Origin of the sequence: Ruegeria sp. ANG-S4, assembly GCF_000814005.1 — a bacterium.
GTDB lineage: Bacteria > Pseudomonadota > Alphaproteobacteria > Rhodobacterales > Rhodobacteraceae > Ruegeria.
The window spans coordinates 1,288,090-1,301,781 of the sequence record NZ_JWLK01000001.1; the positions used below are offsets into that span (position 1 = coordinate 1,288,090).

The window sequence follows — 13,692 nt, forward strand, 5'->3', positions numbered from 1 at the left end:
TTTTGCGGACTTGGCGTTTCAATCAATCAACCAATCACCAAATTGGGTGGAGACGTGGCCGAACCAAACGAACTCTCGCAACGTGTACGCGACCTGATCAACACGACCGGATACCGGCACAACGACAGGCTTCCGCCGGAACGCGAGCTCTGCTTGCGGCTTGGGACAACCCGAAACCAGTTGCGAAGAGCGTTGGCAGAGCTTGAGGCACAGGGCCTTATCTGGCGTCATGTCGGTCGCGGAACATTCGTTGGTTCCCGCCCGGTTCTCAATCTGACGGACGTCACCTATTTGGGCGATCAGATCAAACCCGAGCAGGTCGTGGGCGTTCGTCTTACGGTCGAGCCGCAGCTTGCGCGGCTGGCGGCACTGCACTCAACACGTTCAGATCGCGAACAAATGCGACTTTGCGCCGAAAAATGCAGGGCTGCAGAGGATTGGCGAACCTATGAAGCTTGGGACAACAATCTGCACCACGCCATAGCCCGCTCAACGCGCAATCAGCTCTTTCTCTATTTCTTTGAGACCTTGAATTCCGTCCGGCGGTCCATCGTATGGGGCCAGCCGCGAAAAACCCTTGGGCCCGCGACGGACTATTCCAGCTTTCGCGAGCATGATCAGATCGTGTCCGCCATTTCAAAAGGCGACAGCGAAATGGCTGCTCAAACAATGATGGCCCATCTGAAATCCGTGTACTCGCGCGTGCTGCCTGCAAGTATTCAGACCGATCATTGAATCTGGTTTTGACGCCCAACCAATTCAAGAAATGGTCGGCCCGAATAAGGGCTGAACCCCTTGCAAATCGACGCTGACATTGGCGATGACTTGAGGGCGCGCTACGTCCACACCGGTTAGCGCTCAAACGATCGGAAATGGCTGACTGCTTGGACTTCCGATCCCTTGTAACCAAGCGCTCAGGAGGAAAGCGATGTCCGATTATGTCATTCCCGCGCCGCAAGTGCCTGCAATTCCCGTAGCGGGCGGAGGCTCGTTTCCGGTCCGTCGCGTCTATTGCATTGGGCGAAACTATGCGGCTCATGCCATTGAGATGGGCCATGATCCGAACAGGGAGCCGCCGTTTTTCTTCCAGAAGAACCCGAACAACATGGATCCCTCCGGGGAGTTTCCGTACCCGCCCCACAGCTCCGACGTGCATCACGAAGCAGAAATGTTTGTTGCGCTCAAATCCGGAGGCACGAATATCGCGGTCGACGACGCACTGGATCATGTTTTCGGATACGGTCTTTCGCTGGACATGACCCGGCGCGATTTGCAGGGGCAGATGAAAAAGATGGGTCGTCCATGGGAAATTGGTAAGGCCTTTGAACGTTCCGCGCCATGCGGCCCGGTTCACACGGTCACTGACGTTGGTCATCTGGACGCCGGTGCAATCACGCTGACAGTGAACGGCGAACTTCGGCAGGAGGGTGACTTGAACCAGATGATCTGGAAAGTCCCCGAGATGATTTCTTATCTGAGCGAATATTTCGAGCTTGCGGCCGGCGACGTTATCCTTTCGGGAACGCCCTCAGGTGTTGGCCCTGTCAATCCCGGGGATGAAATGGTTTTAGCCGTCGACAAGCTGCGAAGCCTTACGGTCAAAGTGACGTAGACAAAAAGTCGCCGGCGGAAAAAAGCGATGGCATTCGGGTTGCTTTCGCCAAGATCACGGCGTCGGCGACTGGGCGCCCGGGATCATTAAATATCTCTTGTTTTCAATGCTCTAAATGCACGGCGACCGAGTTGCCCGGTTCCATTGTGCCCAGCGTCATGCAGCCTTTCGCAGCTCTTTCAATGCCGCCTGAACCTCTTGGTTTTCCGTCAGGTTCTTCAGCAGACACGACAGGTCCTTTTCATCGACCAGCTTTGCCGCTTTGGTGGGCGAAAACCAGCGGCGTTTGCGCTCGCCGCTCTCTTTCCAGCGGCGTTTCAGTTTTGCGACCACCATTGGATAGAGAGTAACGCGACATCGCACGCTCTCTTTGTCGTCGTATCGCTTGTCATAGTAAAAATGGCCTATTGATCGTTTCGAGATGGCACCGACCGCGCCAGCCTCCTCAAGCGCTTCGATTTCAGCGGCGTGCCAAGGCTTTTTGCCATCCATCGACCACCCTTTTGGGATAACCCAACGACCCGTGTCACGAGAGGTAACCATCAGAACGCGGAGCTTGCCAGCCTTGTCCCACCGCATCGGCAGGGCCGCAATCTGATCAGCTACATCATTGTCGTGCATGCTGCCCCACGCTGTTCTCGGCAGCACCCGAAAAAGAACTCAAACGCGCTGCCGAATAACCGGAGAGGTTGCTCATCTGATCGACTTTCCGAAATCTGCTGCGCCCGTGCATATTGGCTCTGCTTTTTTGCTGCTTTGGAACCTACTGAATTCTTCCTTTGAAACGTGGGTTATGCAACAAAAAATATTGCAAAATGACAGAAAGCCCACAAAAGTAATGGAAAGACTGGGCCGGGCCGTGGAATGACCAAAACGAAAACGCGTGCAATTAGTTTTGAAAAGGGTCAGGACCGGGTCAAGAAATCTGACCGGCGCCAGCAGATACTTCTAGAGCTGAAGCTGCGCCCTCATGTCCGTATCAACGAGCTGGCCCAGCGATTCAATGTATCGAACGAAACGGTGCGCAGGGATTTTGATGCGCTGTCTAACGATGGGTTGATCGCGCGCGCACATGGCGGTGCGTCGGCCCCGGCGCAGGGACGCTATCCAAGCCTTGATGAACGAACCGGTGCGCAAATCGAAGAACGCGAGCGGATTGGTGCCAGCGCGGCGAGGCTGATTCAGGACGGCGAAACGGTCATGATCGACTCCGGCTCGACCACGATTGAGATGGCGCGCGCGCTGGCCTATCTGGACACGCCCTGCACGGTGATCACGAATTCCATCCCGGTCGCAATGACCCTTGGCTATAGCGCCGCGCAGGTTTTGCTGTGTCCGGGAGAGTATCTGGCAACGGAATCCGCCACGATCGGAACAGAGACGCTTGAATACTTGTCTCGTTTCAACGTCGACAGATGTATGATCGGTTCATCCGGATTTTCCGCCGAAGGCCCGTCCGAGACGGTGCGGGGATTTGCGGCTGTCAAACGGTTAATGCTTTCACGCGCGGCGAAACGTCATCTTTTAATTGCTTCCGGAAAATTCGGCCGGAAAGGTCTGGCTCAGGTTGCGGACATCGCTAAGCTGGATTCCATTATTACCGACACACGACCAACAGGAGAATTGTTTAACGTCATCAAGGCTGCCAAGGTTGATGTTCATGTCGCCCGGGCAGGCAATGAAGGTGAATGACCGAAAAGCGGCCTAAAAACGGCCGCGCATGACTGGGAGGAAGATATGAAGTTCGACATCAAACTATTTGTTGGGGCATCTGCAATTGCGCTGTTGTCGCTTTCCGGGACCGCCTCGGCGCAGGATTGCCCGCGCGGTGATCTGGATGAGAGGTTCTGTGACGCTGACGGAGACCTGATCGCAGATATCCCGACGGACCCGTCCGAGCAGATCGATCCCGACACGTTGATTTTTGCCTATACTCCGGTTGAAGATCCTGCTGTCTACAAAACCGCCTGGTCGGATTTTCTTGAGCATCTGAAGGCAGAGACCGGCAAGGATGTCGTCTTTTTCCCGGTTCAGAACAACGCGGCTCAAATCGAAGCGATGCGCTCGGGCCGTTTGCATATTGCCGGTTTCAACACCGGGTCCAACCCGCTGGCAGTGAACTGTGCCGGGTTCCGGCCGTTTACGATCATGGCATCGAAAGACGGCAATTTCGGGTATGAGATGGAGATCATCACGTATCCCGGCTCGGGCATCGAAAAGGTCGAGGATATCAAGGGCAAGCAACTGGCCTTTACCTCGCCCACGTCAAATTCGGGTTTCAAAGCGCCTTCGGCCATTCTGAAAAGCGACTTTGACCTGCTGCCCGAGCGTGACTTTGAACCTGTCTATTCCGGCAAGCACGACAACTCGATCCTGGGTGTTGCCAACAAGGACTATCTGGCTGCCTCGATTGCGAATTCGGTCAAATCGCGGATGATCTCGCGTGATGTGATCAACGAAGATGATGTGATCACGATCTACAAGTCGCAGACTTTCCCGACCACCGGCTTTGGTACCGTCTACAACCTGACGCCCGAGTTGCAGGACAAGATCCGCAATGCCTTCTTCAGTTTCGAGTGGGAGGGCACGACCCTTGAGGCCGAGTTCTCGAAGTCGAATGAAGGTCAGTTTCTTGAGATGACCTATCAGGATTTCTGGGACGTCATCCGCAAGATCGACGCGGCAAATGGCGTCTCATACGCCTGTCAGTGATCGTTTGCTGATCCGGCGGGCCTGAAAAGGCCCGCTGACCACCCTTATCAGGGGCAATTTATGCTGCGTCTCGAAAAGCTGACGAAAACCTACAAGACCGGGGATCAGGCGCTGAAGGCCATTGATCTTGACGTGCCAAAAGGGCAGGTGCTCGCCCTGATTGGGCCGTCGGGGGCGGGCAAATCGACCATGATCCGCTGCATCAACCGGCTTGTTGAACCCACCAGCGGCGGCGTTCTGCTGGATGACGTCGACCTGACCAAGCTCGGCTCGGGGGCACTGCGGAAAGCGCGTCGCGAGATGGGGATGATCTTTCAGGAATACGCCCTGGTCGAACGCCTCACGGTGATGGAGAACGTCCTGTCGGGGCGGCTGGGTTATGTCGGGTTCTGGCGCAGCTTTCTGCGCCGGTATCCGCAGTCGGATGTGGACGAAGCCTTTCGCCTGTTGGATCGGGTGGGGCTGCTGCACATGGCTGACAAGCGGGCGGACGAACTCTCGGGCGGTCAACGCCAGAGGGTCGGTATCTGCCGGGCGCTGATACAGAACCCAAAGCTGTTGTTGGTGGATGAGCCAACCGCCTCATTGGACCCGAAAACCAGCCGTCAGATCATGCGCCTGATCACCGAGTTGTGTCAGGAACGGGGACTGGCCGCGATCATCAACATTCATGACGTGGCGCTGGCCCAGATGTTCGTTCCGCGCGTCGTTGGCCTTCGCTTTGGTGAAATTGTCTATGACGGTCTTCCGACGGGGCTTACACCCGACAAGCTGACCGAGATTTACGGTGAGGAAGACTGGGAAGCCACCATCGAAAAAGTCGAGGACGAAGACGTCGAGGCTGCGGAATGAGCCACCGCGAGCTTGACGATATGCTGGGAAAGGGCTGGCGCAAGCCTGCGTTTATCAAGAACGCGGCGCTCCGCTGGGCGCTGATCATCGGTTTTGTCGCCTATCTGATCGCGGCTTTTATGACCATCGATGTCGATTGGGGCCGGGTTTATGAAGGGCTGGACCGAGGTTGGGCCTTTGTTCTTGCCTTCACCAGCCCCGACTTTGTGTCACGCTGGAGCGATATCTGGAGCGGGTTGCTTGAAAGCATCGTAATGACGGTGGCCGCGTCGGTTGTGGGCATCCTGATCTCGATCCCGATTGGGTTGGGTGCCGCGCGCAACATCGCGCCTTTACCGATCTATTTGATTTGCCGCGCCATCGTCGCCATCAGCCGGGCACTACAAGAGATCATCGTGGCGATCTTGTTGGTGGCCATCTTCGGTTTCGGCCCGTTGGCCGGGTTTCTGACGCTGTCCTTTGCGACCATCGGGTTCCTCTCGAAACTTCTTGCCGAAGACATCGAGGCGATGGACAAGGTGCAGGCCGAGGCCATCAAAGCCTCGGGCGCGCGTTGGATGCAGTGGATCAACTACGGCGTTCAGCCGCAGGTCATGCCGCGCCTTGTCGGGCTGTCGATGTATCGCATCGACATCAACTTTCGGGAAAGTGCGATCCTCGGGCTTGTCGGGGCTGGTGGCATTGGCGCGACGCTGAACACCGCGTTCGACCGCTATGAATATGACACGGCAGCGGCAATTCTTATCCTGATTATCGGGATTGTCATGGCGCTTGAATACCTCTCGGGGATCATCCGGGCGAGGGTGCAATAGTGCCGGTTCTTGAACGCGATGATGCGCAGGTCTGGCGCAGGCGAACGACCGGACAAAGTCTGGTGCGTTGGTTCGGTTGGCTTTTGGGCGTGGCCGTTTTTGTGTACTGCTGGCAGTTGATCTCGGCCTCGACAACATGGTTCTTTGTCTGGGATGCACCCCGCATCGCCAACGACATCTGGACCCGAGCGACCCCGCCCAAGTGGGACTATATCACCCAATTGGGCCGCCCGATCTGGGACACGCTGAACATCGCGACCCTGGGCACGATCATTGCCTTGTTCATGGCGGTGCCGGTTGCCTTTCTGGCCGCGCGCAACACCACGCCATCAGCGCTATTCATCCGGCCCATAGCGTTGCTGGTCATTGTCTCGACCCGCTCGATCAACTCGCTGATCTGGGCGCTGTTGCTGATCGCAATCATTGGTCCCGGTGTTTTTGCCGGCGTCATAGCCATCGCGATCCGCTCGATCGGGTTCTGCGCAAAACTGCTGTATGAGGCGATCGAGGAAATCGATCACGGCCAGGTCGAGGCGATTACAGCCACGGGCGCGTCGCGCTGGCAGATCATGGCCTATGGGATCGTTCCGCAAATCCTGCCCGCCTTTGCAGGCATCGCCGTATTCCGTTGGGATATCAACATCCGCGAGTCCACGGTTCTGGGACTGGTTGGCGCCGGTGGCATCGGGCTGCAATTGTCAGCATCGCTTAACGTTCTGGCGTGGCCGCAGGTCAGCCTGATCCTGATCGTCATCCTTATCGCGGTCATGATCAGCGAATGGGTCTCGGCCAAAGTGCGCGGGGCAATCATTTGACGGAGTTTTCCGCTCAAGAGGCTTTTGACGCCTATGAGGCGGTCCGCCACCGACTTCCGGATATTGCACCAGCCGAAGTGAATTATCGGCAAGCAGAAACGCTGGAGGACATCGCCGATGAGTTTGACGTCTTCCTGCTTGATGCCTTCGGGGTTCTTAACATCGGCGACACGGCGATCCCGGAAACGCCTGAACGGGTCAAGGCGCTTGGGGCGGCGGGAAAGCGGGTTTTGGTTGTCTCGAACGCGGCAGGATTTCCCCACGCTGCCCTGTTGGAGAAATACGCGAGGCTAGGTTATGACTTCGCACCGCAGGACGTCATCACCAGCCGCGCGACGCTGCTGTCCGGGTTAAACGGGCACGATGGAGTCCACTGGGGCTTGATGGCGACACCCAGCGCTGGATTGCGGGATCTGGAAGGGTTGAACCTATCCTACCTTGAGGATGATCCGCGCATTTATGAGGCAGTTGACGGGTTTCTCATGGTCGGGTCCGCCGTCTGGACCGAGGCGCGTCAGGCCATGTTGGAAGAGGCGCTGCTAAAACGTGCGCGTCCGGTGTTGGTCGGAAACCCGGATATAGTCGCGCCGCGCGAATTTGGGTTTTCCAAAGAGCCCGGGCTGTTCGCGCACCGCCTTGCGGATCGAACAGGGATCACGCCGCAGTTTTTCGGCAAACCCTTCGCCAACATCTATGATCTCGCCTTCCAAAGGCTGGGGCCGGTCGACAAGTCGCGTGTTCTGATGGTTGGTGATAGCCTGCACACCGACATTCTGGGCGCACGCACTGCAGGCGTCGCTTCGGCCTTGATATCGGGATTTGGCTTTTTTGACGGTCATGATGTTGGCGTGGCCATTAAGCAGGCAGGGATTGTACCCGACTTTGTCGTGACCCGACCCTGACGATGCGTGTTTCTTGGTTCCCCTGCATGGTGCGGCCGACACCGCGTCAGCAGTGTCACAACCAAAGGGTCATGACCCCTTCAGTCGTTTCCCGGCGACGTGTCGGGACCGTGCGAACGGGGCATTTTCCCAAAATAGGCGCCCGGTTGCATGCACCGCGCCCCTTGTTCAATGGGACCCTGCTTTTCCGGGTATCACCGATTTTCAATCAGTTTCCGAGGATCGGGCCCATAGATTGATATCTTCTTCCGAGCTGATTTCGTCGATTTTCGCCAACTCATCGGCGCTGAATTCAAGGTTGTTCACCGCGCCGACGCAATCGATGATCTGATCCGGTCTGGAGGCACCGATAAGTGCGGTGGTCACGCGACCGCCACGCAACACCCAGGCAAGGGCCATCTGTGCCAGCGTCTGGCCACGTGCCTCGGCCATTTCGTTCAGTGCGCGTACACTTGCCAGCGACCGCTCGTTTATCATGCCGTCCAACAGGGACTTGCCTTGCGTAGCGCGGCTTCCTTCGGGTATTTGGCCCAGGTATTTTGAGGTCAGAATGCCTTGGGCCAGTGGTGTGAAGGCTATCGACCCTACGCCCAGGTCATCCAGCGTATCCAGCAACCCGTCACGCTCGACCCAACGATTGAGCAAGTTGTAGGACGGCTGGTGTATCAAACACGGCGTTCCAAGGTCGTTCAGGATTTTCACCGCCTCGCGCGTGCGTTGTGAGTTGTAACTTGAAATGCCTACATAAAGTGCTCGGCCCGAGCGGACGATATGATCCAGGGCGCCCATCGTCTCTTCCAGCGGCGTGTCCGGATCAAAACGGTGGGAATAGAAGATGTCGACATAGTCGAGCCCCATACGCGCGAGCGACTGATCACAAGATGCGATCAGATACTTGCGCGAGCCCCACTCTCCGTAAGGGCCCGGCCACATGTCGTAGCCTGCTTTGGACGAGATGATCATCTCATCTCGGTGCCCGGCGAATTCTGTCTTGAGGATTTCGCCAAATGCCTCTTCAGCAGAACCAGCCGGAGGACCGTAGTTGTTTGCAAGATCAAAGTGGGTGATCCCATGGTCAAACGCCGTCCGGCACATGGCCCGCTTGTTTTCGTGGGTCGAGTCGGCACCAAAGTTGTGCCACAGCCCAAGGCTGACAACGGGAAGTTTGAGGCCCGAACGCCCACACCTGCGATAGACCATCCGGTCATAGCGGTCCGCGTCTGGACGGTAGGGAACAGTTTTCGGTTTCGGGGGGCGCTGAGGTTTGGTCATGTGCGCATAATCATCGGATTGGCCGATCTGTCAAACAGATCACGTGCTGCGCAGCATTCAAGCCGAAACATCCCGACATACCGCGCTTTTGCAGCACTTTTGTTTTTCAAACGCCAGAACACCAAGATTTCTAAGAGGCCGTGAACGATACCAAGAATAAATGGTATCCAAATTTGCCCAAAATGGTTCAAGACTCGGTGGCCAATAGCTCGTTAAAGACGTTTCAAACCAGCATGCCGAAAGGTTGCCCATGAATGAAGAAGTGACCCCCAACGATGCGCAAGCTGACTATGTCATTATTGGCGCGGGATCGGCGGGCTGTGTGTTGGCAGATCGTCTGTCGGCCGACGGTAAGACACGTGTTGTCGTTCTGGAAGCGGGCGGATCGGATTTCAATTTCTGGGTTCGGATGCCGATTGGGTATGGTGGAGCCTTTCATCATCCCAAGCTGAATTGGCGGTACACCACGGAACCGGAAACCGAACTTGACCAGCGCCGGATTTACTGGCCCCGAGGCAGGGTCATTGGCGGCTCAAGCTCCATCAACGCAATGGTTTTCATCCGAGGTCAAGCCGAAGACTATGACGGTTGGCACGCTATGGGGAATCCCGGTTGGGCCTATCAGGACGTGTTGCCTCATTTCAAGCGAATGGAAGACAACCTCGCAGGCGCCGATACCTGGCGTGGGGCAGGGGGGCCGATCTCGGTCAGCCCGATTGATAGGTCAGCGCACCCGCTGAGCCGGGATTACGTCGCTGCGGGGATGGCTGCTGGATTGCCCAACAACGCGGATTTCAATGGAGAAACGCAAGAAGGCGTCGGTCTTTACCAGATCACAACGCGCAACGGTTTTCGGTGCTCGGCGGCCACTGGATACCTGAACAAGGCGCGGCGCAGGGAAAACCTGCGTGTCATAACCGGTGCCCATGTCACTCGCATTCTCTTTTCCGGACGCCAAGCCTATGGCGTTGAGTTTCAAAGGGGCGGTGCGCTTCAGCGAATTGCAGCGACGCGAGAGGTTATTCTGTCTGCTGGCGCAGTGAATTCGCCCCAAATCCTGCAGTTGTCGGGAATAGGAAAAGCAGAACACCTGAAAGCACTGGGTATCGATGTGGTGCATAACGCCCTCGGCGTGGGGCAAAACCTTCAGGACCACATAGGATACGACTATATCTACGAGGCGACTTGTCCAACCCTGAACGAGGTTCTGCGCCCCTGGTTGGGAAGGGCGATGGTGGGACTGCGCTATGTTCTGACCCGTGGTGGGCCGTTGTCGCTAAGTGTCAATCAGGGCGGAGGCTTTTTCAAAAGTTCACCCGAACGCGACCGGCCCAACCTGCAGCTTTACTTTTCGCCTGTGAGCTATACGCGAGCGATGCCCGGCAAGCGCAAGCTTCTTGCGCCGGACAAGTTTCCCGGTCTTTTGATCGGAGTGTCAAACTGCCATCCCAAAAGCCGTGGCTATCTGCAGATTCAGTCAGCCGATCCGTTTGGCGCGCCCGAAATCCGACCTCGGTACTTAAGCGCGCCGGAAGACCTGGACGAATTGGCCGAAGGGGGATCAATGTTGCGTCGGATTGCCGGGTCGCCGCCGCTGGCCCAGTCGATAAAGCGCGAGGTTCTGCCAGGTGCCGATGTGTCCGATATGGAGGCGATCCGGGACGATATCCGGCAAAGGGCAGGTACGGTTTTTCACGCCTGCGGCACCTGCATGATGGGGCCTGACCCTGCCGTGGGGGCCGTTGTTGACGCCCGACTGAACGTACACGGTGTGGCGGGGCTTCGCGTTGTCGATGCTTCCGTTTTCCCGCGTATCACGTCGGGCAACCTGAATGCGCCAACGATCATGGTGGGGGAAAAAGCAGCCGAAATGATCCAAGAAGATTGGGGCTAGGTGTTGTCAACGGCGTTCTGGATCACTTTGGCCAGCGTTTGCACGCCCTTTCGGATTTGCGCAGGGGGTACTGCGCTGAACCCAAGCATTATCGCCTGACGCGGAACGGGTCTTATCGTAAATCGACTCAGCGGGGCGGTGACGATGTTCTCCTGACGGGCGGCATGCGAAATGCCTACGTCTGTCAGCGAGGGATGCAGCAGGTCGCCAACGGTGTGAAACCCGGTGTCGGTGTGCCGGACGTCCAGCAAACCGCCAAGTGATCGGTCCGCTTCGGATAACAACGCATCGCGCCGTTCTGCATAGATGTCGCGCATACGTCGAATATGCGCAGCGAAATGACCTTCGTTGATGAAATCAGCGACTGTCGTTTGCAGACTGGCGGGCGTTCCCTGCATCGTCGCTTGGGCAATCCTTTGGAAGATCGGCACCAGCTTTGGCGGTGCGACAACATAGCCAAGCCTCAGGGCCGGAAACAACGCCTTGGAAAACGTGCCGACATAAATGACCCGACCCGAGGCGTCGATGCTTTTCAGCGGCGGCAGAGTCTCTGTCCCATAGTGGAACTCGCCGACAAAATCGTCTTCGATGATCCAGGCTTCGGCCCTTTCTGCGGCCTGCAACAGCTCTCGCCGCCGTTCTGTTGTCATTGTCGTGCCCAGCGGATGCTGGTGCGCTGGCGTCACAAAAGCCAGCCGAAAGTTGGCAGAGGCAGCCAACCCCGCCTGAACATCCATGCCTTGTTCGTCTACCGGCACCGGTATCAGCTGAGCCCCGCAAGAGATCAGGCTGTTTCTTGCCCCAATCGCACCGGGATTTTCGAACCAAACCGGGTCGCCGGGATCAAGCAGCATGCTGCCGATCCGATTGAACGCGTTCTGCGCACCGCTGAAGATGAAAACCTCTTCCGGGTTACACTTGACCCCGCGATTTGCCCGCAGATGCTGACAGACCGCTTGCCTTAGCTCCGGCAACCCACATGCATCGGGGTAATTCATGACCAGGCTTCGAGGGCTGCGCCAATAGCGGGCCGTCAGTCTGGACCACAGGGCCATCGGAAACACATCGAACGCGGGCATTCCGGTGACAAAGGCGCGCGGGGTTTCGGGGTGCGACAAACGCGGGAAGTACTGATCAGATGCCTCTGCGCTCAGATGGGCAAGACGGGGCAGCGTGTCGGTGGTCTGCGGCTCGGTCGCTGTCTTTGGCGTCAGCTTCGGGATCGTGTCGCTGACGAACGTCCCCGACCCGACCTGCGACCGAAGCAGACCCTCTGCCGTCAATTGCTCGTAGGCATTGATCGCCGTGGTTCGTGACACACCCTGGTCGCGTGCCAAGGTTCGGCTTGCCGGCAACCTTTCACCGGACCGCAGCTGGCCCGAAAGGATCAGATCGCGCAACGCACCCGTCAGTTGGACCGTGATCGCCGCCTGATCTTTTCGGTTGATGGATAGCGTCGGGATCAACGCCCCGCCTGCATATTTAGCCAAGCTCGAACTTCCTCGATTGGACCGTCAGACATTACAAAGTGGACCTTATGTCCGTTACAATTTGCATTCATGTCTTTCCTTGCACAACCGGAATTGAACGCAGGCCGACGGATATGAAAATCACCCGCATCGAGACTTTTTGTAACGAGTTCGTTGGATTTACCCGGATCACTGACGAAACTGGCGCGACCGGATGGGGTCAGGTGTCAACGTATCACTCGGACATCACCGCGCAGGTTTTGCATCGGCAGATCGCACCCTGGACACTTGGTCGCGAGATTGATGATCTGGACGATCACCTGAACTACATTCAGGAACGCGAGCACAAATTTCCCGGTTCTTACATCTGCCGCGCGATGGGTGGCCTGGAAACCGCGGTCTGGGATATGCGCGGCAAGGCATTGGGCAAACCAGTGGCTTCGCTGCTTGGAGGCTCGCCGGGCAAAATACGCGCCTATGCGTCTTCGATGAAACGAGACATCACCCCCAAGGACGAGGCCGAACGGTTTCGACGCCTAAGCGGGGAATTCGGGTTCGATGCATTCAAATTCCGTATTGGCGCAGAGGTCGGGCGCGGAAAGGACGAATGGGAAGGCCGGACTGAGGAGATCATCCCGACAATCGCCGATGCATTTAAGGGTCAAAAGGTCGACCTTATGGTAGACGCCAATTCCTGCTATTCGCCAACGCAGGCCATCGAATATGGCCGTATGCTCGTCGACAACGGCATTGGCCATTTCGAGGAACCTTGCCCCTATTGGGAGCTTGAGCAGACCCGCGACGTCACGAACGCCCTTGCCGATCTTCCGATTGATGTGACCGGGGGCGAGCAGGACTGCCAGATCCCGATTTGGAAACGGATGATCGACATGCGAGCGGTTGATATCGTGCAACCCGACGTCATGTACATGGGCGGTCTAGGCCGCACGATGGAAGTTGCGAAAATGGCAGCTGCGGCCGGTCTGCCGGTCACACCGCATTGCGCGAACCTGTCGCTGGTCACGCTTTTCACGATGCATCTGCTTCGGGCGCTACCCAATGCGGGCAAATACCTTGAGTTTTCGATTGAAGGTGCGGATTACTATCCTTGGCAACAAAACCTTTTCGTAACCGATCCGTATGTCATTGTGGACGGGCAGGCCGAGGTTGCCGACGCCCCTGGATGGGGTGTCGAGATCAACCCGGAATGGTTGGCCAAGGCGACGTATCAGGTCAGCGAGGCTGCAGAGTGAGCGAGACTTTGGAACTCAACAAAGGGCGCCGGGCGCTTGTTTCCGGCTTTGGTGCGATTTCAGGCAATGGCCTCCGTGCCCTCAGTCTGTTTGAATGCA

The 13,692-nt window shown here is 57.1% G+C and carries 13 protein-coding genes; 10 read left to right on the forward strand and 3 right to left on the reverse strand.

Annotation, left to right across the window (positions count from 1 at the left end; genetic code table 11):
- The first annotated feature begins 54 nt into the window (after positions 1-54).
- Together RA28_RS06460 and RA28_RS06465 are read left to right on the forward strand one after the other, a co-directional pair.
- Positions 55-735: a FadR/GntR family transcriptional regulator gene (locus tag RA28_RS06460; RefSeq protein ID WP_039526058.1), complete on the forward strand. Its 681-nt coding sequence runs from the start codon at positions 55-57 to the stop codon at positions 733-735.
- A 193-nt stretch (positions 736-928) separates the two neighbouring features.
- Positions 929-1,612 (forward strand): fumarylacetoacetate hydrolase family protein, encoded by a 684-nt coding sequence (locus RA28_RS06465; protein ID WP_039524752.1) that lies wholly within the window; start codon positions 929-931, stop codon positions 1,610-1,612.
- A gap of 156 nt (positions 1,613-1,768) precedes the next feature.
- Here the strand turns inward: RA28_RS06465 and RA28_RS06470 are convergent, their stop codons facing one another.
- Positions 1,769-2,233, reverse strand: a complete 465-nt coding sequence (locus RA28_RS06470; protein WP_039524755.1) for an NUDIX hydrolase — start codon at positions 2,231-2,233, stop codon at positions 1,769-1,771.
- Positions 2,234-2,476: 243 nt separating this feature from the next.
- Between RA28_RS06470 and RA28_RS06480 the strand changes: the two genes are divergently transcribed.
- The 6 genes from RA28_RS06480 to RA28_RS06505 are packed head-to-tail and all read left to right on the forward strand — an operon-like array spanning position 2,477 to position 7,705.
- A complete protein-coding gene (locus RA28_RS06480) occupies positions 2,477-3,304 on the forward strand; it encodes a DeoR/GlpR family DNA-binding transcription regulator (protein ID WP_052261305.1) in 828 nt (275 codons plus the stop codon).
- A 45-nt stretch (positions 3,305-3,349) separates the two neighbouring features.
- Positions 3,350-4,324 carry a phosphate/phosphite/phosphonate ABC transporter substrate-binding protein gene (gene phnD / locus RA28_RS06485; RefSeq protein WP_039524763.1) on the forward strand — a complete coding sequence of 325 codons (975 nt, stop codon included), beginning with the start codon at positions 3,350-3,352 and terminating at the stop codon, positions 4,322-4,324.
- Positions 4,325-4,384: 60 nt separating this feature from the next.
- The gene (gene phnC / locus RA28_RS06490) at positions 4,385-5,176 is read left to right on the forward strand and encodes a phosphonate ABC transporter ATP-binding protein (RefSeq protein ID WP_039524766.1); all 792 of its coding nucleotides are present in this window, start codon (positions 4,385-4,387) and stop codon (positions 5,174-5,176) included.
- The gene (phnE, locus tag RA28_RS06495) at positions 5,173-5,988 is read left to right on the forward strand and encodes a phosphonate ABC transporter, permease protein PhnE (RefSeq protein WP_039524769.1); all 816 of its coding nucleotides are present in this window, start codon (positions 5,173-5,175) and stop codon (positions 5,986-5,988) included. The genes phnC and phnE (RA28_RS06495) overlap by 4 nt, the downstream gene beginning before the upstream one ends.
- A complete protein-coding gene (phnE, locus tag RA28_RS06500) occupies positions 5,988-6,803 on the forward strand; it encodes a phosphonate ABC transporter, permease protein PhnE (protein ID WP_039524772.1) in 816 nt (271 codons plus the stop codon). The genes phnE (RA28_RS06495) and phnE (RA28_RS06500) overlap by 1 nt, the downstream gene beginning before the upstream one ends.
- Positions 6,767-7,705, forward strand: a complete 939-nt coding sequence (locus RA28_RS06505; protein WP_039524775.1) for an HAD-IIA family hydrolase — start codon at positions 6,767-6,769, stop codon at positions 7,703-7,705. The genes phnE (RA28_RS06500) and RA28_RS06505 overlap by 37 nt, the downstream gene beginning before the upstream one ends.
- A gap of 204 nt (positions 7,706-7,909) precedes the next feature.
- On the opposite strand, the gene mgrA is transcribed toward RA28_RS06505, so the two are convergent.
- Positions 7,910-8,977 (reverse strand): L-glyceraldehyde 3-phosphate reductase, encoded by a 1,068-nt coding sequence (gene mgrA / locus RA28_RS06510; protein WP_052261306.1) that lies wholly within the window; start codon positions 8,975-8,977, stop codon positions 7,910-7,912.
- 250 nt (positions 8,978-9,227) lie between these two features.
- On the opposite strand from mgrA, the gene RA28_RS06520 reads away from it, so the two are divergent.
- Positions 9,228-10,871 carry a GMC family oxidoreductase gene (locus RA28_RS06520; RefSeq protein ID WP_052261307.1) on the forward strand — a complete coding sequence of 548 codons (1,644 nt, stop codon included), beginning with the start codon at positions 9,228-9,230 and terminating at the stop codon, positions 10,869-10,871.
- Here the strand turns inward: RA28_RS06520 and pdxR are convergent.
- Positions 10,868-12,361 (reverse strand): MocR-like pyridoxine biosynthesis transcription factor PdxR, encoded by a 1,494-nt coding sequence (gene pdxR / locus RA28_RS06525; protein WP_052261308.1) that lies wholly within the window; start codon positions 12,359-12,361, stop codon positions 10,868-10,870. The two genes, RA28_RS06520 and pdxR, sit on opposite strands and share 4 nt — an antisense overlap.
- Before the next feature lie 47 nt (positions 12,362-12,408).
- On the opposite strand from pdxR, the gene RA28_RS06530 reads away from it, so the two are divergent.
- Positions 12,409-13,593 carry a mandelate racemase/muconate lactonizing enzyme family protein gene (locus RA28_RS06530; protein WP_082029740.1) on the forward strand — a complete coding sequence of 395 codons (1,185 nt, stop codon included), beginning with the start codon at positions 12,409-12,411 and terminating at the stop codon, positions 13,591-13,593.
- Positions 13,594-13,692 lie beyond the last annotated feature (99 nt).

Coding starts and splice junctions, on each gene's coding strand:
- RA28_RS06465 (WP_039524752.1), top strand. CDS start 929: ATGTCCGATTATGTCATTCCCGCGCCGCAAGTGCCTGCAATTCCCGTA.
- RA28_RS06470 (WP_039524755.1), bottom strand. CDS start 2,233: ATGCACGACAATGATGTAGCTGATCAGATTGCGGCCCTGCCGATGCGG.
- RA28_RS06480 (WP_052261305.1), top strand. CDS start 2,477: ATGACCAAAACGAAAACGCGTGCAATTAGTTTTGAAAAGGGTCAGGAC.
- phnD (WP_039524763.1), top strand. CDS start 3,350: ATGAAGTTCGACATCAAACTATTTGTTGGGGCATCTGCAATTGCGCTG.
- phnC (WP_039524766.1), top strand. CDS start 4,385: ATGCTGCGTCTCGAAAAGCTGACGAAAACCTACAAGACCGGGGATCAG.
- phnE (WP_039524769.1), top strand. CDS start 5,173: ATGAGCCACCGCGAGCTTGACGATATGCTGGGAAAGGGCTGGCGCAAG.
- RA28_RS06505 (WP_039524775.1), top strand. CDS start 6,767: ATGGGTCTCGGCCAAAGTGCGCGGGGCAATCATTTGACGGAGTTTTCC.
- mgrA (WP_052261306.1), bottom strand. CDS start 8,977: ATGACCAAACCTCAGCGCCCCCCGAAACCGAAAACTGTTCCCTACCGT.
- RA28_RS06520 (WP_052261307.1), top strand. CDS start 9,228: ATGAATGAAGAAGTGACCCCCAACGATGCGCAAGCTGACTATGTCATT.
- RA28_RS06530 (WP_082029740.1), top strand. CDS start 12,409: ATGTCCGTTACAATTTGCATTCATGTCTTTCCTTGCACAACCGGAATT.